The sequence below is a fragment of the Aquitalea sp. FG25 genome, assembly GCF_057809375.1.
Map to the genome: position 1 here is coordinate 85,443 of NZ_JBMDJV010000019.1, position 21,412 is coordinate 106,854.

The 21,412-nt window shown below is 60.2% G+C and carries 11 protein-coding genes; 8 read left to right on the forward strand and 3 right to left on the reverse strand.

Features of this window, described 5'->3' with window-relative positions; genetic code table 11:
* Nucleotides 1-31 precede the first annotated feature (31 nt).
* Together ACODR9_RS16970 and argS are read left to right on the forward strand one after the other, a co-directional pair.
* Nucleotides 32-1,189 carry an MBL fold metallo-hydrolase gene (locus tag ACODR9_RS16970; protein WP_488810577.1) on the forward strand — a complete coding sequence of 386 codons (1,158 nt, stop codon included), beginning with the start codon at nt 32-34 and terminating at the stop codon, nt 1,187-1,189.
* 53 nt (nt 1,190-1,242) lie between these two features.
* On the forward strand, nt 1,243-2,961 hold the full coding sequence (gene argS, locus ACODR9_RS16975; protein ID WP_488810578.1) for an arginine--tRNA ligase: 1,719 nt from the start codon (nt 1,243-1,245) through the stop codon (nt 2,959-2,961).
* A 72-nt stretch (nt 2,962-3,033) separates the two neighbouring features.
* Here argS and ACODR9_RS16980 read toward each other — a convergent pair whose 3' ends face one another.
* The 3 genes from ACODR9_RS16980 to ACODR9_RS16990 form a co-directional block, all read right to left on the reverse strand.
* Nucleotides 3,034-4,821: an aminopeptidase P family protein gene (locus ACODR9_RS16980; protein WP_488810588.1), complete on the reverse strand. Its 1,788-nt coding sequence runs from the start codon at nt 4,819-4,821 to the stop codon at nt 3,034-3,036.
* A 181-nt stretch (nt 4,822-5,002) separates the two neighbouring features.
* On the reverse strand, nt 5,003-6,709 hold the full coding sequence (locus ACODR9_RS16985) for an amidase (RefSeq protein WP_488810579.1): 1,707 nt from the start codon (nt 6,707-6,709) through the stop codon (nt 5,003-5,005).
* A gap of 183 nt (nt 6,710-6,892) precedes the next feature.
* Nucleotides 6,893-7,807, reverse strand: coding sequence for a LysR family transcriptional regulator (locus ACODR9_RS16990; RefSeq protein ID WP_488810580.1), 915 nt, complete (start codon nt 7,805-7,807; stop codon nt 6,893-6,895).
* Between the two features lie 205 nt (nt 7,808-8,012).
* Between ACODR9_RS16990 and aguA the strand changes: the two genes are divergently transcribed.
* The 6 genes from aguA to ACODR9_RS17020 all read left to right on the forward strand — a co-directional run.
* Nucleotides 8,013-9,119, forward strand: coding sequence for an agmatine deiminase (aguA, locus tag ACODR9_RS16995; protein ID WP_488810581.1), 1,107 nt, complete (start codon nt 8,013-8,015; stop codon nt 9,117-9,119).
* A gap of 411 nt (nt 9,120-9,530) precedes the next feature.
* Nucleotides 9,531-11,435, forward strand: coding sequence for a methyl-accepting chemotaxis protein (locus ACODR9_RS17000; protein WP_488810582.1), 1,905 nt, complete (start codon nt 9,531-9,533; stop codon nt 11,433-11,435).
* A 360-nt stretch (nt 11,436-11,795) separates the two neighbouring features.
* Complete coding sequence (locus ACODR9_RS17005; protein WP_488810583.1) at nt 11,796-12,272, forward strand: FecR family protein; 477 nt, start codon at nt 11,796-11,798, stop codon at nt 12,270-12,272.
* Nucleotides 12,269-12,859, forward strand: coding sequence for an OmpA family protein (locus tag ACODR9_RS17010; protein ID WP_488810584.1), 591 nt, complete (start codon nt 12,269-12,271; stop codon nt 12,857-12,859). The genes ACODR9_RS17005 and ACODR9_RS17010 overlap by 4 nt, the downstream gene beginning before the upstream one ends.
* A gap of 50 nt (nt 12,860-12,909) precedes the next feature.
* The gene (locus ACODR9_RS17015) at nt 12,910-16,008 is read left to right on the forward strand and encodes a CHASE2 domain-containing protein (protein WP_488810585.1); all 3,099 of its coding nucleotides are present in this window, start codon (nt 12,910-12,912) and stop codon (nt 16,006-16,008) included.
* Between the two features lie 444 nt (nt 16,009-16,452).
* The coding region (locus ACODR9_RS17020) for a DUF4347 domain-containing protein (protein WP_488810586.1) at nt 16,453-21,412 on the forward strand (4,960 nt) is incomplete at its 3' end.

Below are 21,412 nucleotides of genomic sequence, written 5' to 3' on the forward strand. Positions count from 1 at the left end.
TTTCTCACTCAACGTATTTGCGGAAGATCCCATGCCCAGACGCCCAGACTGGATGGCCTCCATGTTCAGCCGACTGCCTTATCAGGCCAGCCCGGCCCGCCGCCATCATGGTGTCAGCGGCTATCGCAATTTCTACCCCTTTGCCTTGCCATCGCTGGGCAGCTTGCTGTACTGGAAGCTGTCCGCCCTGTGGCGGCAAAAGCCGGACCACCGGCCAGAGATGATTCCGGTTTGCTGCGGTGACGCCGCTGCGCTACGGGCCAACCGGCAGCACGCCAGTGTCACCTGGCTGGGGCATGCCAGCAGCTTTATCCAGCTGGCCGGGCTGAATATCCTGATCGACCCGGTGTTGTCACCACGGGCGTCGCCATTTCGCCATCTGGGGCCAAAGCGGCAGGTGGCCTTACCGCTGGATCTGCCTGATCTGCCGCGCATTGATCTGGTGCTGCTGACCCATTTGCATTACGACCACCTTGACTTCACCACTTTGCAACGGCTGGCTGCGCAGGAGGGTGGGGCGCCGGAGGTGATTGTGCCGCTGGGTGTCTCGCGCACAGTCCGGGCAGCAGGCATTCCCGCCGCAAAAATCACTGAATTGGACTGGTGGCAGGCGTGTGGGCGCGGGGCGTTGCAGATACTGCTGACGCCGGCCCATCACTGGAGCAACCGTGGCCCCTGGGGGGATATGAACCAGGCGCTGTGGGGCGGCTTTTTGCTGGAAGGGGACGGACAGAAAATCTGGTTCCCCGGCGATACCGGCTACCGCGCCGAACTGTTTCATGAAATCGGCTTGCATATCGGCCCGGTGGATTTTGCGTTGCTGCCCATTGGTGCTTACGAGCCGCGCAAGATCATGCGGGCGCAGCATATCAATCCGGAAGAAGCCGTACGCATTTTCAAGCACGTGGCGGCACGCAAGGCCTGGGCGGTGCACTGGGGGACGTTCATCCTGACGGACGAACCCATCCAGCAACCCATGGCAGAGCTAGCCATGGCGCTGCGCGAACAGGATGTCAGCGCCGCAGAATTTATGCTGCCGGCAATCGGCGAAACCATCTGGCTGTCACGCTGGGGGCATGCGCTTGTCCCGATGGCGTCGGATTGCCCCGAATTGGCGCAGTTTGCGCCATTTTGCTGCAATGCAAACATTGCCCGGCACGGCTGGGGGGCATACAATCGACACTATTAATTTTTTCGAAAACGAAGGGTTTTGTTCGTTTTCACGGCAATATGGGGCGAGGTATGACAATTCTGCAGTTGATCAATGAACGGGTACAGGCAGCGCTGGCCGCTGCCGGTGCGCCGGATGCGCCGGCTGTGATCCAGCCGGCTTCCAAGCCGGAGTTCGGTGACTATCAGGCTAACGGTGTCATGGGGGCTGCCAAGGCACTCAAGACCAATCCGCGTGAGCTGGCACAGAAAGTTGTGGCCGCGCTCGACCTGCAAGGCATTGCCGACAAGGTGGAAATCGCCGGTCCGGGCTTCATCAATATTCATCTTGCCCCTGAATATCTGGCCCGCCGCAGCGAAGCTGCCTTGAAGGACGCCAAACTGGGTATCACCCCGGTGGTTGCCAAGCGCGTGATGGTGGAGTACTCCTCGCCCAATCTGGCCAAGGAAATGCACGTGGGCCACCTGCGTTCCTCCATTATTGGTGACGCGCTGGCGCGGGTAATGGAATTCCTGGGGCACGATGTGGTGCGGGCTAACCATGTTGGCGACTGGGGCACGCAGTTTGGCATGCTGACTGCCTATCTGGTGGAAATCCGCCAGGCTGGCGACAACGCGCTGGAGCTGTCCGATCTGGAAACCTTCTACCGCAACGCCAAGGTGCGCTTTGACGAAAGCGAAGAATTTGCCGACCGCGCGCGTGACTACGTGGTGCGTCTGCAAGGTGGCGACGAAGAAGTGCTCAAACTGTGGGCGCAGTTTGTCGACATCTCGCTCAAGCATTGCGAAGCGGTGTATCAAAAGCTGAATGTCGGCCTGAAGCGCGAGCATGTGCGTGGCGAATCGGCCTATAACGACGACCTGCCGGTGATTGTGGACGAGCTGCGTGCTGCTGGCCTGCTGAGCGAAAGCGAAGGCGCCGAGGTGGTGTTCCTGGAGGAATTCCGTACCCAGGACGACGAGCCGATGGGCGTGATCATCCGCAAGAAAGACGGCGGCTTCCTGTACACCACCACCGACCTGGGCGCGGTGCGCTACCGTCACAAGGTGCTGAATCTGGACCGTGTCATCTACGTAGTGGATGCCCGTCAGAGCCAGCACTTTGCCCAGATGTTCAGCATCTGCCGCAAGGCCGGTTTTGCCCCGGAAAGCATGCTGCTGGAGCACATCGGCTTTGGCGTGATGATGGGTGACGACGGCAAGCCGTTCAAGACCCGTTCCGGCGGTACCGTCAAGCTGATCGAGCTGCTGGACGAGGCGGAAGAGCGTGCCTATGCGCTGGTGTCGGAAAAGAACCCGGACCTGTCCGAAGCCGAGAAGCGCGAAATTGCTGCCGCAGTGGGCATTGGCGCGGTGAAGTATGCCGACCTGTCCAAGAACCGCATGAGCGATTACATCTTCAATTGGGACACCATGCTGGCCTTTGAAGGCAATACCGCGCCGTATCTGCAATACGCCTACACCCGTGTGCAGAGCGTATTCCGCAAGGCGGAAAACGTGGATGCCAATGCGCCCATCGTGATTACCGAACCGGCAGAAAAACACCTGGCTGCGGCACTGGCCCAGTTTGAGGACACGCTGCTGTCGGTGGCTGATGGCTGCTACCCGCACTACCTGTCCAACTATCTGTACCAGATTGCCACACTGTTCTCGCGCTTCTACGAAGCCTGCCCGATCCTGAAGAGCGAAGGCGAAGTGCGTGCCAGCCGTCTGCAACTGGCAGCGTTGACTGGCAAGACCTTGCGTACCGGTCTGGATCTGCTGGGGATCAAGGTGCTGGAAACCATGTAAGCCATGTGGCTGGCCTGGCATGAAAAAACGCCCTGGATTCCAGGGCGTTTTTTTATTGTGCTTTAGTCTTGCTCAGATGGGCTTGGTCGCCTGCAGCAGCCAGTCTCGGGCCGCGCCATCCACCAAGGGCTGCAAGCGGCGTCGCACTTCGGCGTGATAATGGTTCAGCCAGTCCACTTCCTGGCGCGAGAGAAGGGCGTGCTCGATGCAACGGGTGTCGATGGGGCAGAGCGTCAGCGTTTCAAAGCGCAGGAAGTCGCCAAAGCCGTTCTTTTGCGCTGGCACATTCAGCACCAGGTTTTCGATACGCACACCCCATTGACAGGGGCGATAGATGCCCGGCTCCACCGAGGTAATCATGCCTTCCTGCATTGCCATGCTGGCATCCGGCAGGCTGCGCGAGATGGTTTGCGGGCCTTCATGCACATTGAGGAAATAGCCTACGCCATGGCCGGTGCCGTGGCCGAAGTCGATATCGTGCTGCCACATTGGTGCGCGGGCCAGTGCGTCCAGCATCGGCGACAGGGTGCCACGCGGGAAGTGGGCCATGGACAGGTTGAGCGTGCCCTTCAGCACCAGGGTGAAGTCGCGCTTTTGTTCCGGGCTGGGCGTGCCGACAGCCACCACGCGGGTGATGTCGGTGGTGCCGCCGTGATACTGGCCGCCGGAGTCGATCAGCAGCAGGCCGTTACCGGCAATGCTGGCATGGGCCTCTGCCGTGGCGTGGTAATGGGGCAGCGCGCCATTGGCATTGAAACCGGCAATGGTGGCAAAGCTGGGGGAGACAAAGCCGGGGTGGCGCGCGCGCGCGGCGGTAATCTGCTCGTCGATGCTCAGTTCGGTGATGGCTTCCCGGTTAACGGTCTGCTCAAACCAGGCAAAGAATTCACACAGTGCCGCGCCATCCTGCTCCATGGTCTTGCGAATCTGCTCTGCCTCTGCTGTGGTCTTGCACGCCTTCAGCAAGGTGCTGGGGTTGATGGCCTGCTGCCGTGGCATGGTGGACGGAATGGCCTGATACAGGCCCAGGGTGATGCGGCGCGGGTCTAGCAGCATGGTGTTGCTGACGGGCAGGGCGGCCAGCACTGCCTTGGTGCTGTGGTAGTCGGCCAGTTGCACGCCATCGGCTGCCAGTTCGGCCTGCAGCGCGGTGTCCAGTTTGCTGCTGTCCACAAACAGCGTGGCATGGTCCCGGCCCAGCAGCAGGTGGCTGATGAAGACCGGGTTGTAATTGACATCCGCCCCGCGCAGATTCAGCAGCCAGGCAATGTCATCCAGTGTGGACACAAAATGGTAGTCTGCACCGGCTTGCTGCATGGCCTGGCGTATGGCGGCCAGCTTGTCGCGGCGGCTGGTGCTGGCAAACGGTGCAAGATGCGGGTAGATGGTGGCTTGCGGCAGGGCGGGTCTGTCCTGCCAGATGGTTTGCAGCAGATCGATGTCGGTACGCAGCTGCACCCCCTTGCTGTCCAGCCGGCTTTGCAGTGCCTGGGCAGCGGCCAGGCCGATCACATCGCCATCCACCGCCAGGATATGGCCGGGCTGCAAGCTGCTGACCAGCCAGTCCAGATGCTGGGTACTGGCTGCGGTCTGGATTTTCATCAGCGTAATGCCACTGCCTGCCAGTTCTTGTTCCGCCTGTTCCCAGTAACGGCTGTCGGCCCACAGGCCAGCCTGATCCTGCGTGACGATTAGCGTGCCCATCGAGCCCTTGAAGCCGGACAGCCACTGCCGGGCCTGCCAGTGGGCGGGCAGGTATTCGGACAAGTGTGGGTCGGAAGACGGAATCAGACAGGCATCAACATGTTGTTGTTGCATGGCCTGGCGCAGGGCGGTCAGGCGCTGGGGGATGGTGTGCAGGGCGGTCATGCGGTTTCCAGTGCAGAGTGTACTGACATTCTGGTGTGCGTATGGCTGGCTGACAAGCGAGTTTATACCGGGGCTGGCATGCGTTTTTTGCATGCCAGCGGGCCGATGGGCAATAACAAGATAATGTGAAGCTATTTCAAGCTGAAAGACAGCAGCACTGTCTGGCGGATGCTCACTGGCCTAGCGCCGGGGTGCGCGGCGGAATCATCCGTCGGCTGCCGGTGGCCTCGAAGGCACTGGCAAGACGCAGCAGCGCGTTGTCGTCATAAGCACGCCCGGCAAAGGTCAGGCCCACCGGCATGCCGATATCGGCCATCACGCCCATCGGCACTGTCACCGTCGGCACGCCCAGGTGGCGGATGGCGAGGTTGCCATTGGCCACCCACACCCCGTTGCTCCAGGCGATGTCCGCCGAAGCCGGGTTGACGTCCGCATCCGCCGGGCCAACGTCAGCCACGGTGGGAAACAGCACGGCGTCCAGCTTGAGGCTATCCATCCAGTCTTCCAGATCCAGCTTGCGGGTTTTTTCCAGACCGCGCAGGCCGTCGGGCAGGCTGGCAATCTGCTCAAAAGACTTCAGTCCGCGCTTGGCCATGTTGACGTACTCGTCCATGCCAGCGGCCAGATCGCCTTCACGGTTAGGCAAGGTGCCGGGGTCATGCGGGAAAATCTGCGGACCATCGACGTCTGCCAGCTGGTTGAGCTTGGGGTCGCCGTTGGCGCGCAGGAATTCATCGAAAGCCCAGCCGGACAGCGCCCATAGCTCGTCATTGAGAAATTCAGGCGAAACGATGCCACGGTTGAATACGGTGGGCGCACCGGGACGGTCGCCTTCACAGTTGGACACCAGCGGGAAGTCGGTTTCAATCACTTCCGCGCCAGCGGCTTCCAGCGCCTGACGTGCGGCTTCCCACAAGTCGATCACCGACGCGCGGGTATGAATGCGCTGGCCGGTGGGGCCGCCGATACCCGGCGCATCGCTGGTGCCAGCCAGTTCGTCCTGGTTGATATACATGCGCGGCACGCCAAAGCGCTTGCCCTTGAGCGCTTCGGGCGCGGACAGCAGGGCCGGATAGGCGTCCGGTCGCACGGTCGATGCCTTGGGAATACTCACCCAGGGTTGCAGACGCCACAAATCGCCACGGGTCACCGGATCGTCAGCCACGATGATGTCCAGCACTTCCAGCAGGTCCGCCATGGTGCGGGCATAAGGCACGACAACATCCATGGTGGGGGTCAGCGGCCAGTTGCCACGTACCGAAATCACCCCGCGCGACGGGGTATAGGCGCACAGACCGTTGTTGGATGCCGGGCCGCGACCGCTAGACCAGGTTTCTTCCGCCATGCCGAAGGCAGCAAAGCTGGCAGCGGTGGCAGTACCGGCCCCGTTGGATGAGCCGGAGGCAAACGGCGCGGTCAGGTAGTTGGCGTTATAGGGGCTTTCGGCGCGGCCATAACAGCCACGCTGCATGCCGCCATTGGCCATCGGCGGCATATTGGTCTTGCCCAGGCAGATGGCACCGGCGGCGCGTAGCCGTTCAATGGTGAAGGCATCGTGCTGGGACACCAAGTCCTTGAAGGCCGGGCTGCCGGAAGCGGCGGTCAGCCCCTTCACCAGATAGCTGTCCTTGGCGGTGTAGGGAATGCCGTCCAGCGGGCCCAGTGTTTCGCCACGGGCACGGCGTGCATCGGAGGCTTCGGCTTCGCGGATGGCTTCCGGATTGGGCACCACCACCGCATTCAGCCGGGTCTCGGTGGCGGGGCCATCGTAAGCCGCTATCCGTGCCAGATAAGCCGTGACCAGTTCCACCGCCGTGGTACGCCCGGATTCGAGCGCGGCTCGCAGCTGGGCAATGGATAGTTCGGTAACCTCGATCATGCTTCTACCTCCACTAAGAAGACGGATTTCATTCCCATCACGCGGACAGCCTTGCAACAAGCGCAGGCATGGGCGATGACGCAATATGGCGGCTAATCTACAAGAGTCTGGCTTATGCGGGAAAATGATTCATTTTGATACACCCATTCATGCGATGAATACTGCTCAGTCTCTACCGCGCAGCTAGTCGGTGGCTTCAATCAGGCTGCGCATCAAGCCGCGCAGCCACAGCAGCGCCGGGTTGCTGTCCTGCACCGGATGCCAGATGCAGTTAAGGTGATAGCCCGGCAACTCTTCCGGCAGCGCCACCATCTTTAACGGCCAGTAGCCTGCCATCATCGCCGCCACTTTCTTGGGCAGGATAAACAGGTGGTCGGTATGGCTGACAATGGCCGCCGCCGCCATATAGCTTTGGCTGTGTACCGAAATCTTGCGCTGCAAGCCGCGCGCGGCCAGAAAATCATCCATCGGCGAGCCCTGATGGCCCAGCGGTGCGTGGAAGACATGCGGCAAGGCAATCAGGTCCGTCAGGGTCAGCCGGTCGCTGCAAAAAGGGTGGTCGGCACGCAAGATGCCGGTCAAGGGCTCGTTCAACCAGGTTTCCCGGCACAGATAGCCGGGAATCTTCATGTATTCATCAAAACCCAGCAGGAAATCGATTTCGCCGTCGGCCAGCGCCAGCTCCGGGATTTCTTCGCGCAGGATGGTGATGTCGATATGGACATTGGGCGCTTCCACCGCCAGCTTTTTCACCAGCGGCGGAATCAGCACGCATTCCACGTAATCGGTGGTGCACAGGGTGAAGCGGCGCGTCGAGGTGGCCGGGTCAAACGCTTCGGGCTGGCTGAAGTGGCTTTGCAGCAGGCTGAGCGCTTGATGCACGCCCTGTTGCAGATAGAGCGCTTTTTGCGTCGGCTGCATGCCGTGTGGCGAGCGCACCAGCAGCGGGTCGTTGAAGAATGCCCGCAAGCGGTTGAGCGAGTGGCTCATGGCGGGCTGGCTGACAAACAGTTTCTCCGCTGCCCGCGTGACGCTGCGCAAGCTGACCAGCGCATCCAGCGCCAACAGCAGGTTCAAATCCAGCTGATGCAATTTCACATCATTCACCGTATTTATGAAAGTATTCGTATTGTTCATTTGCTGAATAGTTTGCCTCTCCCTAGACTGCGTCTGTCAATCACTTCCTCGTGCATTGCAGATACTACCGGCCGCTCAAACCGCTTTAGCACGCCCCGATCCGCCGTCTGCACATGGGCGATGTTTTGAATACTTCTGATGGCATTAATCCAGCATGGTGATCAAAATGAACAGCAAAACGCACACTAGTCTACCCGCCGCCGACGGCTTTCACATGCCCGCCGAATGGGCCCCGCAGCAGGCGGTGTGGATGATCTGGCCGCAGCGCCCGGATAACTGGCGTCATGCTGGACGCGAGGCACAGCAGACTTTTGCCGCCATCGCCAAAGCCATTGCCGCAGCCACCCCGGTGTTCATGGCAGTGCCGCAACAATGCATGGCCGCAGCCCGTGCCGTGATGCCCGCCGAAGTGACGCTGGTGGAAATGAATAGCGATGACTGCTGGATGCGCGACAGCGGCCCGACCGTGGTGATCGACCAGGCTGGCCAGGTGCGCGGCGTGGACTGGCAGTTTAATGCCTGGGGCGGTTTCAACGGTGGCCTGTATCACCCGTGGGACCAGGACAGCGCCGTAGCCAGCCAGGTATTGGCCCACCATGGCTTTGACCGCTACGCCGCACCGCTGGTGCTGGAAGGCGGCTCGATCCATGTCGACGGTGAAGGCACGCTGATGACCACCGCCGAGTGCCTGCTCAACCCCAACCGCAATCCGCACTTGTCCAAACAGCAGATTGAAGCCTTGCTGTCCGAATACCTGAACGTCAGCCATTTCATCTGGCTGCCCGAAGGCGTGTTCATGGATGAAACCGACGGCCACATCGACAATATGTGCTGTTTTGCCCGTCCGGGTGAGGTGATCCTGCACTGGGTGGACGATGAAAACGACCCGCAATACCCGCGTTCGCAGGCCGCCTACGAAGTACTGTCGCAAGCGCGCGATGCCAAGGGCCGCCCGTTGAAGATTCACAAGATGCTGTCGCCCGGCCCCCTGTACTACACCGCAGAAGAAACCGCAGGCGTGGTGGCCAGCGGTCAGGCTGTCCCGCGTGAAGTGGGCGAGCGCATGGCGGCGTCCTATGTGAATTTCCTGATCAGCAACGGCCAGATCATCTTCCCGCTGCTGGATGAACGTACCGATGAGGCAGCGGCCAGCCGCCTGCAGGAAATCTTCCCGGAATACCGCATTGTCGGCGTACCGGCGCGTGAAGTGCTGCTGGGCGGCGGTAATATCCACTGCATCACTCAGCAGATTCCGGCAGGCAAAGCCAGCTAAGGCCAGCTGAGGCACTTTCCCAAACGGCGGGTTTATTCCCGCCGTTTTTGTTTGCATGCATAAAACACAAACCACCCACTTATTGATTACCAGTCATGGGCGTGCAGGCTGCCTGCAGCAAGCGCGTAAATTCCTGTTGTGACTGTAGTTTTGCCGTCTGCTGCTGGCGCTTGTTTTGTTTGATGGGATTGACCTATTTCAAGTCCACCGGCCCGTAAAACAAATAACATCTTGTCATGATTGGAAAATTTGATGACAAGCGCACCTACAGATCGTGGCGCTTGTTGCCTTGTTATTTTTCCACATCAGCCCCTCATCGGAACAAGGTAGCAGCTCATGTTTTCCACCATCAGGAACCGTCTTGTCTTGTTGATTCTGGTGCCGCTTCTGGTACTCAGCAGTTTTTCACTCATGCTTCTGTGGCAGAACTACGGCCAATATCAAAAAGCCATCCATACCCGCAAGTTAATGGAGGTGGCCATTGCAACCGGCAATCTGATCCACACCATGCAAATCGAAAGAGGGGCATCCGCCGGCTTTCTGCAATCGCATGGCAAGAACTTTGCTGACAAACTTCCAGGCATCCAACAAAGCACCCAGGCCAAGCTGCAGGCTTATCAGCATGTGATTGCCAGTAATCATGAGTTGGCGGACAACATGAACATCCAGAATGCCAGCGCTGCGCTACAGCAGCTGAGCGGGATGCGGGAACAGATATCAAGACAAACTACCGTGCCTGCGCAAAGCTCGGCGTATTTCACCCAGACCATTGCAACACTCTTGAAGAGTATTTCAACCATTGGCCAGAGTAATGACCAGGCCGATATCGTGCGTCGTTTGCAGGCGTATCTGGACCTTATCCAGGCCAAGGAAAATGCCGGACTCGAACGTGCGCTGTCGCTGACGGTGTTTATTGCGGACAAGGTGGAGTGGCCGCAATACCGTGTGATCCTGACCAAGATCGACAGCCAGGCGGAGTTGCTGCAACAGTTTGCAGGTGTGGCCCAAGCCGATGAAGTGGCTGGGCTGAAGCAAGTGCTGGCCAGTGCGGAATCCATGCGCGTGGAGCAGTACCGTCGCGTGATGGAAAGCCGGCTGGCTCAGGGTGGGTTTAATGTGCCGGCTGACCAATGGTTTGACGCGATCACCAGCAAGATTAACGCGCTCTATGGCGTGGAACAGCAATTGACAGCCAGTATCGATGCGCAAACCCAGGCCCAGGAAAACCAGGCATTGCGCAATCTGTGGATGGTGATTGTCATTGGTTTCATCACAATACTGTTTAGTACCGGCGTTGGCCTGTGGGTTGGGCGCAGCATTGGCCGGCCCTTGTTGCGTGTGGCCCGCTTTGTGGAGGAAACCGTAGCAACACGGGATCTGTCTTGCACCGTGCAGGCCGATGGCGTACTGGAAGCACGGCAAATCGGCAGTGCCTTCAACAAGCTGCTGGAGGCTTTCTCGCGCTTGATTCTGGATGTGCAGGGCTGTGGCCGGGATATGGGTTCGGTTGCAGAGCAGCTGTCTTCCAGTAGCAATCAGGTTAAACAGAGTGCTTCGGTGCAATCGGAGGCAACCGCCTCGGTCGCTGCGGCAGTGGAGGAATCTGCAGTCAGCATGACAGAAATGGCCAGCAGCACGCGCCTGGTGATGGAGCAAGTGCACACATCGCGCACCGAAACAGGCCAGGCGCTGCTGACCATGCAGGAGACCGTGCAAAAAGTGAGTGAAATCGCCCGGCAGATTGAAGCCTCCGGTAAGGATATCCAGCTGCTGAGCGCAAGTTCGCAACGGATAGGCGGGATTGTCGATGTTATCCGGGACATTGCGGATCAGACCAATCTGCTGGCATTGAATGCCGCCATTGAGGCCGCACGTGCCGGGGAAATGGGACGGGGTTTTGCCGTGGTGGCAGACGAGGTGCGCAATCTGGCCGCCCGCACCGGGACGGCCACCGAGGAAATCGCCGGCCTCATCCGGGAGGTGCAAAAACGCATCGATGCTTCGGTTGCCGGCATGACTCAGGCGGATACATTGTCACAACAGAGCCTGCATTCGGTTAACTCCAGCGAGCAGGGGCTGCAACTGGTTGATGAGGGAGCCCGCAAGGTGTTGCAACGTATGCAGGGCATTGCCGCCGCCATTGAGGAGCAGGACCAGGCCATGCAGGTGATTAGCCAGAATATCGAGCAAATCGCACACATGACGGAAGAAAACAGCGTGGTTGCCGTACACAACAATACGCAGGCTGAGAAACTTGATCAGTTGGCCGGGCATTTATCCACCACCATCAGCCAGTATCGTATTGCCATGGCCTGACGGCAGTTGTTTGCAGCAGGCAGCAGGACAAAAGCCCGATTGATTTCGGGCTTTTGGCTTCTGAGCGTTAGCGTCCCAACACCTGATGGACAGCCTGGCCGGTGGGAAATCAGCTTAAGCGGTTTTGCGCGTAGCCAGGAATACCGGCTGGTTTACCCGGCATGGCGGCTAGGCTCTGCCTGCATGGCATCCAAAAGACGGCGTTTTATAGCGGCAGACATTAAAGCATCTGGCAAATCAGTCTTAATTCAGCCATAAAACTATTGGGCAAACGCGTGGTGTTGCAAGGGTTTGCACGGTGCTGGCATGCCGCAAACGACAGGCATGGGCTTAGTCCGTCCGGGGATCGGGGGCAAACAAATGAAGTGGAAAGAACATGGCGGTAGGCGGGCCGGCTGGCTGTGCTGCTTCTGTCTGTTGCTGACACCGATGGCAATGGCGGAGGAGCTGGGTATCGGCACCGTCAAGACGGTAAGCGGCAATGTGCTGGTCAAGCGTGGCACGCAGACCATGCCCGCCCAGCCCGGGCTGACGCTGCAAGAAACCGACCTGGTGCAGACCGGGGCTGCAAGCGCAGTGGGCATCATGCTGCGCGACAAAACAATGCTGTCTGCCGGGGCGATGTCGGTGCTGCAACTCGATAAATTCAACTTCGACAACAAGACGCAGCAAGGCGCGCTGCAGGCCACGCTGAAGAAAGGCCGGCTGGGTGTGATTTCCGGTGCCATTGCCAAGCACTCGCCCGAGGCAGTGCAGTTTCGCACCTCAACCATGACCCTGGGCGTGCGCGGCACCGAATTCATCATCGAAGCGCAGGACCGGGGAGATACGCCATGAGCGGGGTAATTCTGGTGGTGCTGACGGGCATCGCGGCCTTGCTGTATCAGCCGACTGCGGATCGGGTGGTGCTGCTACCGGCACCGGATGGCAGTGTGGGCAAGGTGATTGTTCGGAGTGCCGGACAAGAAAAGGAAATCGCACAGGCCTACGCTACGGCGGCGGTCAAGCCAGGTGGCAGCGTGCAAAGCGGCAGTGAGACCGAGGCCGAGATTACCACTCATTATGCTGACGTATTGCAGGCGCAGCCCCGACGCCCCGCCAGCTACCTGCTGTATTTCCAGAACGATAGCGATCAACTGACGGCTGCATCGCAGGCCACGCTGTCGGCGCTGAAGCAGGATGTGGCCAGCCGACCGGTGCCAGAAATCCTGGTGATCGGCCATACCGATCTGGTGGGCAGCAGCGAGTACAACGACACCCTGTCGCTGCAGCGGGCGCAGTTGATTGCCGGCATGCTGCAGCAGCTTGGGGTGCAGCCCAAGTCGCTGGAGGTGACTGGCCGTGGCATGCGCGACCCGCTGGTGCCCACCGCCAGCGGGGTGGAGGAGCCGCGCAATCGCCGGGTGGAGGTCTCGGTGCGTTGACCCGTGGCCGATGCCCATCACCGGCCGACTGAGCTGACAAGTGGGGTGTCATGTCCTTTTCCTTGCGTTCACAAAACATGCTGCGCCGCCTGCTGATCGGGGGGCGCGGTCGGCCGATGGCGGCCTTGCTGCTGGCGTTACTGCTGCTGTTGCAGCTTGCCAGCCAGCTGCCGTCCAGCTGGCTCCAGCAAGTGCCGCCCCAGCTTGCGGCAGGGCTGGCGATAGCGGGTGCGCCACTGGCGGAGGGCAGGGACTGGCTGTTTGACAGCTTTCAGAAACTGCTGCCGCGCCAGGCACTTAGCCAGCCGGTCACCATTGTTGCCATCGACGAGAAAAGCCTGCGGCAAGTGGGGCAGTGGCCGTGGCCGCGTGACAGGCTGGCAGCATTGATCGGCAGCATCCAGCACCGCCAGCCTGCCGTGCTGGGGCTGGATATCTATATGCCGGAGGCAGATCAAAGCTCGCCGGATTTGCTGGCGGCACGCCTGCCCGCCAGTCAGCATGCACTGGCCGACCAGCTGCGTTCCCTGCCCGGTAATGACCGTTTACTCGCCCAGGCGCTGGCGGCAATGCCAACGGTGCTGGGTGCTGCCGGTTTCGATTTTCGGGCTTATACCACCAGCAGCGGCATGCGCAGCGTACCGCTACGGGTGATGGGGGACGATCCGCGTCCCTTTGTGCGGCACTACCCGCAGGTGCTGGCCAGCCTGCCGCAGTTGCAGGCAGCCGCCAGTGGCCAGGCCTTGCTGAGCGTGGACGCGCACAGTGGCGGCGTACGGCGTATTGCCATGATCGCCACGGTGGGCGAGCAGCTGGTGCCGGGGCTGGCGCTGGAAATGTTCCGTGTCGGCACCGGTGATGATGCGATCCGGGTGACAAGCAACGCACACGGTGTGGCATCGGTGCGCGTAGCCGAGCTGGATGTACCCACCCAGAGCAATGGCGACATCTACCTGCACTTTGCCCGTCAGGCGGACGGCATGGCGCGCTATGTTTCGGCGGTGGATGTCATGCAGGGCCGGGTCGATACCGCGATGCTGGCTGGCAAGCTGGTGTTGCTGGGGCTGACCGGCTCCGGCCTCAACGATATGCGCTATACCGCACTGCAGGAGCTGGTGCCGGGCATCGAAATCCAGGCGCAAGTGATGGAGGCCTTGTACGACGGTAGCCTCCTGCAGCGGCCTTGGTGGTTTCTGTGGGCAGAGCTGGCCGCAGGGCTGCTGCTGGGCATCAACCTGTTATGGCATATACCGCGCGGCGATAGCGGCCCGGCGCGCTGGCTCAGGCAGCAGCCGCAGCGCGCGGTGTGGCTGAACCTGGGGCTGGCACTGCTGGCCTATGCGCTGGGGCTGGCGCTATTCCATTATCGCGGTCTGTTGCTGGATGTCAGCGCCATTGTGATCGAGCTGCTGCTGCTGTTGGCGGTGCTGTTGGGAAGCAGCATCCTGGCCAGCCTGAGCGATGCCCGCATCAAGCTGGCGGGGCTGGTGGAAAGCGGCCTGGCACTGGGGCGGCTGCAGCAGCGCGACCTGCTGTTGCAGACCACGCTGCAGGCGGCATGCGAGATGGCCTATTGCGAAGGCGCGGCGGTGTTACTGCCAGGGGATGACAACATCTTGCGCTACACGCTGCACACCTATCCGCACACGGTGCCAGCAGACACCCGCTGGCAGAACAGCCTGCCGGAACAGGTGCTGACCAGCGGCAAATCGTGTCAGCTTACCGGGCTGGCAGCCAGCGATGACAAGCTGGAGGCCAATACTTACGAGCTGCTGCGGCAGATCGGCATCGAGGCGGACTCGCTGCTGGTGCTACCGATGAAAGCGCACGAAAACGCCGTGGTCGGGGTCATCCTGCTGTGTAATGCCTGCGACGACTACAGCAAGGCGCAGATTCCCTTCGACCCCAAACTGCTGCCCTTCATGGAAGCGCTGGCTGCGCAGGCGGCGGTGGCGATGGAAAACCTGACGCTGGTCGAAGCGCAGAAGGCGCTGATGGAGTCGATGATCCGCGTTCTGGCCGGTGCCATCGATGCCAAAAGTCCGTATACCGGCGGCCACTGCGAGCGCGTGCCGGAGCTGGCCTTCATGCTGGCCGAGGCCGCCTGTGCGGCAGAGCAGGGCCCGCTGGCTGATTTTTCCTTCCGCAACAAGGACGAGTGGCGTGAGTTTCGCATCGGTGCCTGGCTGCACGACTGCGGCAAGGTTACCACCCCGGAATACGTGGTGGACAAGGCCACCAAGCTGGAAACCATCTACAACCGCCTGCACGAAGTGCGCACCCGCTTCGAGGTTTTGCTGCGGGATGCGCGCATCGCCAGGCTGGAGGCCATCTACCTGCACGGCGCAGACCCGGCGCAGGAGGATGCACGCTTGGCCGCACGCGAGGCCCAACTGCAGGATGACTTTGCCTTTGTGGCCAGCTGCAACCAGGGCGGTGAATTCATGGCAGCGGAGCGTATCGAGCGCTTGCAGCATATTGCCGCACAAAGTTGGTGGCGCCATTTTGACGACCGGCTGGGGCTGTCGCAGGAGGAGGCGATGCGCTGCGGCGACATGGCAGCGGCATTGCCAGCCAGGGAGCAGCTGCTGGCCGACAAAGTGCAGCATCTGTTTGAGCGTCCGCCCAGCAAGGCGCTGGACCCGAAATATGGGTTCCGTCTGCAAGTACCGCACTATCTGTACAACCAGGGCGAGCTGTACAACCTCAGCGTAGGACGCGGCACGCTGACCGAAGAAGAACGCTTCAAGATCAACGAACACATTATCCAGACCATCGTGATGCTGGAGCAGATGCCACTGCCCGCATCGCTGCACCGGGTGCCGGAATACGCCGGCACCCACCACGAAACGCTGACCGGCAGCGGCTACCCGCGCAAATTGACTGCCGAGGCACTGTCAATCCCGGCGCGCATCATGGCCATTGCCGATATCTTCGAGGCGCTGACCGCCTCCGACCGACCGTACAAGCGCGGCAAAACCTTGTCCGAGTCGGTGGCCATCCTGTACCGCTTCAAGCAGGACAAGCACATCGACCCGGTCCTGTTCGACCTGTTTCTCACCTCCGGTATTTACCGCCGCTACGGTGAGCGCTACCTGCGCCCGGCACAACTGGACGAGGTGGAGATAAGCCGCTATCTGGGGGATTAAGCCAGCGCGAATACGCTGGGTTTATTACCTGCTTGGGTGAGGCCTGCCACAGCGGCGGCCGCTGGTGTACTTCGTTTGTTCATTGCTTCTTATCTCTGTTTTTCCAGCAGCTTGAATGCCTGCCATTTCTGCGCACCTAAATGTCATGAATTTGCCTATTTCCCCTGTTTCAAGCCCTGCCTGCCCATCGGCAGCGTCAGGCATGGGGATGCGTTTTGCTTATCAATTAGCAGGCTGATTTAAAGTCGTATTAGGTGTTTTTACAAGTAAAAATCCGTTAGGAAAATTCAATTTTGTACATTATGCTTTTTGTATTAATGCGCAAGAAATGGTGATTTACATCGCCGTTTTTTCTTCTATCTTGGTTCCGTCTTCTTTGCTGCATGCAAGATGCGCGAGGAGCTGGCCGGGATACCAAGCTAAAAATAAGTCCGGGAGAGCAAGATGGGGTGGTGGAAATCTGCGCAGCACGCGAAAGCCAGCGATAAAAAAAGCCATGAATCCAAACGCTCCCGCTTGCTTTTGCAGGCGCTGGAGCCACGGCTGATGTTTGATGGCGCGGCAGCATCCACGGTAGCCGCTGTGGCACATGTGGATATACCGCCCCCTGCCGAACGCAGCTTGCCTGAAGCACCAAGCCCGGATAGCACGCATGCTGGCAGCGATCGTTCCACCGAGAAAATACCTGCGCTGCTGGAGTCGGCACCGGCGGCCAAGCAAGTTGTATTCATTGAATCCAATGTCAGCAATTACCAAAGCCTGATCAACCAGCTGCCTGCCGGTATGGAGGTGGTGATTCTGGATGCCAGCCAAGACGGCTTGAGCCAGATTGCCGCCTGGGCCAAAACCCATCAAGGCTATGCCGCCATGCATATCATTTCGCATGGTGAGAGTGCCGACCTGATGCTGGGCAGCAATGAGCTGACTACCGCAGGCCTCAGCAGCCGTCAGGCCGACCTGCAAACCATAGGCCAATCGCTGAACCCTGGGGGCGATATCCTGCTGTATGGCTGTGATATCGCGGCTGGCAGCAGCGGTGCGGCCTTCGTCAGTGCACTGTCCCGTTATACCCACGCCGATGTGGCGGCATCCACCGATGCGACCGGTGCGGCAAGCCTGGGCGGCAACTGGACGCTGGAGCGCAGCAGCGGGCATATCGATGTAGATGCCATGCATTTCAGTTACGACGCGCTGCTGGCGCGGCCGGTAACCGGTACCACCGATTTCACCACATCGGATGGCAACACCTATAACCCATCCGGTAGCGTGGTGAACGCTGGTAACCTCCAAGGCTGGGATTTCTCGTTGCAACTGGGTTCCACCAATAACGGCGGCCAGACGATCATTGTCGAAAAAGCCGGCGCGGTCACCACGGAAACGGTGGACGGCTATAGCGACGGCACCATTCCCATCTCCTATTTCAGTGTCAAGTCCAATGACAGCAGCCGTTTTACCTTGAATTCCATCGGTGTGGTGCTTAATGGCTTCGATTCCGGTACCGCCGGCGGCAATCTGCAACTGGTTGGCTATATCAACGGGGTGGCGGTCAGCGGCGCGACGCTGACGCTGAACGTAGGTGACGTGTTGCAAGGCAGCGGCACACTGGTGACCTTCAACGTCTCCGGCAACAGCGCCTTCCAGGGCATTGATTCCTTTCGGATGCTGGCGGCCAACGGTCACAATGTAACCGGCATGATCGGCATCGGTGCCATCAATGCCATCAATTTCGGCTTTGCGCCGACGTTGACAGCCAGCGGCGGCTCCAGCGCCTACAGCAGTGGCACCGGTACTGCGGTGACGGTGGACAGTGGCATCACGCTGTCCGATTCCGACAGTATTACTCAAGCCAGCGCCACGGTGTCCATCACTAGCAACTTCCATAGCGGCGAGGACGTGCTGGCCTTCACCAACAACGGCAGCACCATGGGCAATATCACCGCCAGCTACAACAGTGGCACCGGTGTACTGACGCTGACTTCCAGCGGTGCCACGGCCACGCTGGCGCAATGGCAGGCTGCCTTGCGTGCGGTCACCTATTCCGACAGTTTGCTGTCACCCAATACCAGCAACCGTACCATCAGCTTCTCCATCAACGATGGTGCGATCAACAGTAGTGTGGTAACCAAAACAGTAACGGTAGCGGCAGACGCCGCACCGGTGCTAGGCAACCTGAATGGTGACAATCCCACGTTCACTGAAAAAGGCGGTGCGGTGAAGCTGGATGTGGGTACTGCGGTGACGGTGACGGACAGCGACACGCCAAATTTCTCCAGCGGCAACCTGACCGTGCATATCTCCGCCAATGGCCAAAGCGGCCAGGACGTGCTGGGCATGGATACCAGTGGCACGGTGTCCTTGTCCAGTGGCACCAGCGTCGGCAGCGTGGTGACGGTGGGCGGGGTGGCCATCGGCGTGATCGCCAGTAATGGCGATGGTGTCGGCGGCCATGATCTGATCGTCACTTTCAACAGCAACGCCACGGCGGCTCGGGTGAGCACCCTGGCGGCGGCGCTGACTTACGACAACAGCAGCAATGATCCCAGCACGGCCACCCGCACCATCAATGTCAGCGTTAACGATGGTCGCGGCGGTACCGGCTCCGGCAATGTAACGCTAGGAGTGGTGGCGGTGAACGATGCGCCCACTGCAAGCACCAGCGCCAGCAATCCCATTTTTTCCATGGGCGGGTCCGCAGTAACCGTGTTCAGTGGCACCAGCATCAGTGCGGTGGAATCCAGCCAGAGCATTATTCAACTAACCCTGACCGTGTCCGGCCTGCATGACGGCAGTAACGAAATTCTGTCCATAGACGGCAGCAGCGTGGCCTTGAACAATGGCAATTCGCTGACCTCCAGCGGCAACGGCCTGAGCGTCACCGTATCGCTCAGTGCTGGCACCGCCACGGTGACCATCAACAGCAGCGGCATTTCCGGCAGCACCGCAGCCAGCGTGGTTAGCGGCATCAGTTACCGTGACAGTAGCGGCAGTCCTACCGCCGGCAACCGCGTGGTAACGCTGACCAGCGTCAGGGACAACGGTGGCACCAGCAATGGTGGCGTCGATACCACCGTACTGGCGCTGGCCTCTACCGTTAACGTGGCGGTGGTACCCGTGCTGACCCCCAGCGGCGGCAGTGCAGCCTTTACTGCCGGTGACAATGCCGCATCCACACCGGTGGTAGTGGACGGCAATATTAGTGTGACTGACAACGCCAGCCCCACGCTGGCCAGCGGCACGGTGTCCATTACCGGCAACTTCCACAGCGGCGAGGACGTGCTGGTTTTTAGCAACGACGGCAGTAGCATGGGCAATATCGTTGGCAGCTACAACGCGGGTACCGGGGTGCTGACGCTGACCTCCAGCGGTGGTAGCGCAACCTTGGCGCAATGGCAGGCGGCTTTGCGCGCAGTGACTTACACCGATACTGCGGTGACGCCAAATTCTGCCTCCCGCACGGTGAGCTTTCAGGTGAATGATGGCAGTTACAACAGCGCCGTGGCCACCCGCACCGTAACCGTAACCGCCACCGATCAAACCCCAATCGCCACCACCAGCGGCGGCAGCAGCGCCTTCACTGCTGGCGACAACACCACCTCCACTCCGGTGGTGGTGGACAGCGGCATCACCTTGTCCGATCTGGACAACAGCACACTGGCCAGCGCCACGGCATCCATCACCGGCAATTTCCACAGCGGCGAAGACATACTGAGCTTTACCAATACCAGCGCCATCACCTACGGCAATATCGTTGGCAGCTACAACGCGGGTACCGGGGTGTTGACGCTGACTTCCAGCGGGGCAACGGCCACACTCGCCCAGTGGCAGGCCGCCATGCGTGCGGTGAATTACACCGATAGTGCGGTCACACCCAATACGGCTAGCCGCACCATCAGTTTCGTGGTGAGTGACGGTACCAAGAACAGCGCGGCGACAACCAAGACGGTGACCGTAACGGCTACCGATCAAACCCCCATCGTCACCGCCAGCGGTGGCAGTGCTGCCTTCACTGCAGGTAATAACGTCACCTCCACACCAGTCACGGTGGATAGCGGGATTACCGTATCCGACCTGGACAACAGCACGCTGGCCAGCGCCACCGTTGCCATCACCGGTAACTTCCACAGTGCTGAAGATGTACTGGCATTCAGCAATACCAACGCCTCCACTTACGGCAATATCAGTGCCAGTTACAACAGTGGCACCGGGGTACTGACACTGAGTTCCAGCGGTGCCACGGCCACGCTGGCGCAGTGGCAAGCTGCTTTGCGCGCCATCACTTATACCGACAGCGCCATCACACCCAACAGCGCCACGCGTACCATCAGTTTCAGTGTCAACGATGGCAGCAAAGACAGCACCGTGGCGACGCGCGCGGTTACCGTGACAGCTACCGATCAAACACCGATTGTCACCACGACAAGCGGCAATGGCAGCTACATGCTCAGCAGCACGCCGACTCCGGTGGTGGTTGACGCTGGCATCACGCTTTCTGACCGCGACAACACCGCGCTGGCATCCGCCACGGTATTCATCAACGGTAATTTTCAAAGTGGTGAAGATGTGCTGGCCTTCACCAATAATGGCAGCACCATGGGCAATATTACCGCCAGCTACAATGGCGGTACCGGCGTACTGACGCTGACCTCCAGCGGCGCAACGGCTACATTGGCGCAATGGCAGGCTGCACTCCGGGCGGTGGCTTACAATGACACCGCCAGCAGCGCCAGCACTGCCACCCGCACCATCAGTTTCTTGGTCAACGACGGAACAACAAACAGCACCGCAGCCACCCGTAGCATAGCCATCCAGTTGCCGGCCCCAACTGTCAGCGGTTTGACCACCGCCACCGATACCGGTGACAGCAGCACGGACGGTATTACCCGTAACAACACCCCCACCGTGACCGGTACCACACTGGCCGGCTGCACGGTGACGGTATATGTGGATGGCCTCAGTGTCGGCACGACCACGGCCAATGGCAGCGGTGCCTGGAGCTACACCTTGGCATCCAGCCTGGGTGACGGCAGCCATGCCATTACCGCAATGGCAACGAGCGGTAGCGTGAGCAGCAGTGTCTCCTCCGGCTATTCCGTGCAGATAGACACCAGCGCGCCTGCCGTTCCCGGCAGCCTGGCCCTGAGCACCGCCACTGACAGCGGCAGCAGCCATAGCGACGGCATCACCAACAACACCACGCCGACGGTACAAGGCAGTGCCGAAGCCAACAGTACGGTGATGGTATACGTTGACGGCACGGCAGTAGGTACGGCCACCGCCAATGGCAGCGGCGCGTGGAGCTATACACTGCCTGCGGCCCTGGCTGACGGCAGCCACAGCATCCAGGCCACTGCCACCGACGCAGCCGGTAATGTCAGCAGCCAGACGACGGCTTACAGCATCACCG

Bases quoted from the DNA above. Each gene is read 5' to 3' on its own strand.
- ACODR9_RS17000 (WP_488810582.1), top strand. From the start codon at position 9,531: ATGCTTCTGTGGCAGAACTACGGCCAATATCAAAAAGCCATCCATACC.
- argS (WP_488810578.1), top strand. From the start codon at position 1,243: ATGACAATTCTGCAGTTGATCAATGAACGGGTACAGGCAGCGCTGGCC.
- ACODR9_RS16985 (WP_488810579.1), bottom strand. From the start codon at position 6,709: ATGATCGAGGTTACCGAACTATCCATTGCCCAGCTGCGAGCCGCGCTC.
- ACODR9_RS17010 (WP_488810584.1), top strand. From the start codon at position 12,269: ATGAGCGGGGTAATTCTGGTGGTGCTGACGGGCATCGCGGCCTTGCTG.
- ACODR9_RS16970 (WP_488810577.1), top strand. From the start codon at position 32: ATGCCCAGACGCCCAGACTGGATGGCCTCCATGTTCAGCCGACTGCCT.
- ACODR9_RS17015 (WP_488810585.1), top strand. From the start codon at position 12,910: ATGTCCTTTTCCTTGCGTTCACAAAACATGCTGCGCCGCCTGCTGATC.
- ACODR9_RS17005 (WP_488810583.1), top strand. From the start codon at position 11,796: ATGAAGTGGAAAGAACATGGCGGTAGGCGGGCCGGCTGGCTGTGCTGC.
- aguA (WP_488810581.1), top strand. From the start codon at position 8,013: ATGAACAGCAAAACGCACACTAGTCTACCCGCCGCCGACGGCTTTCAC.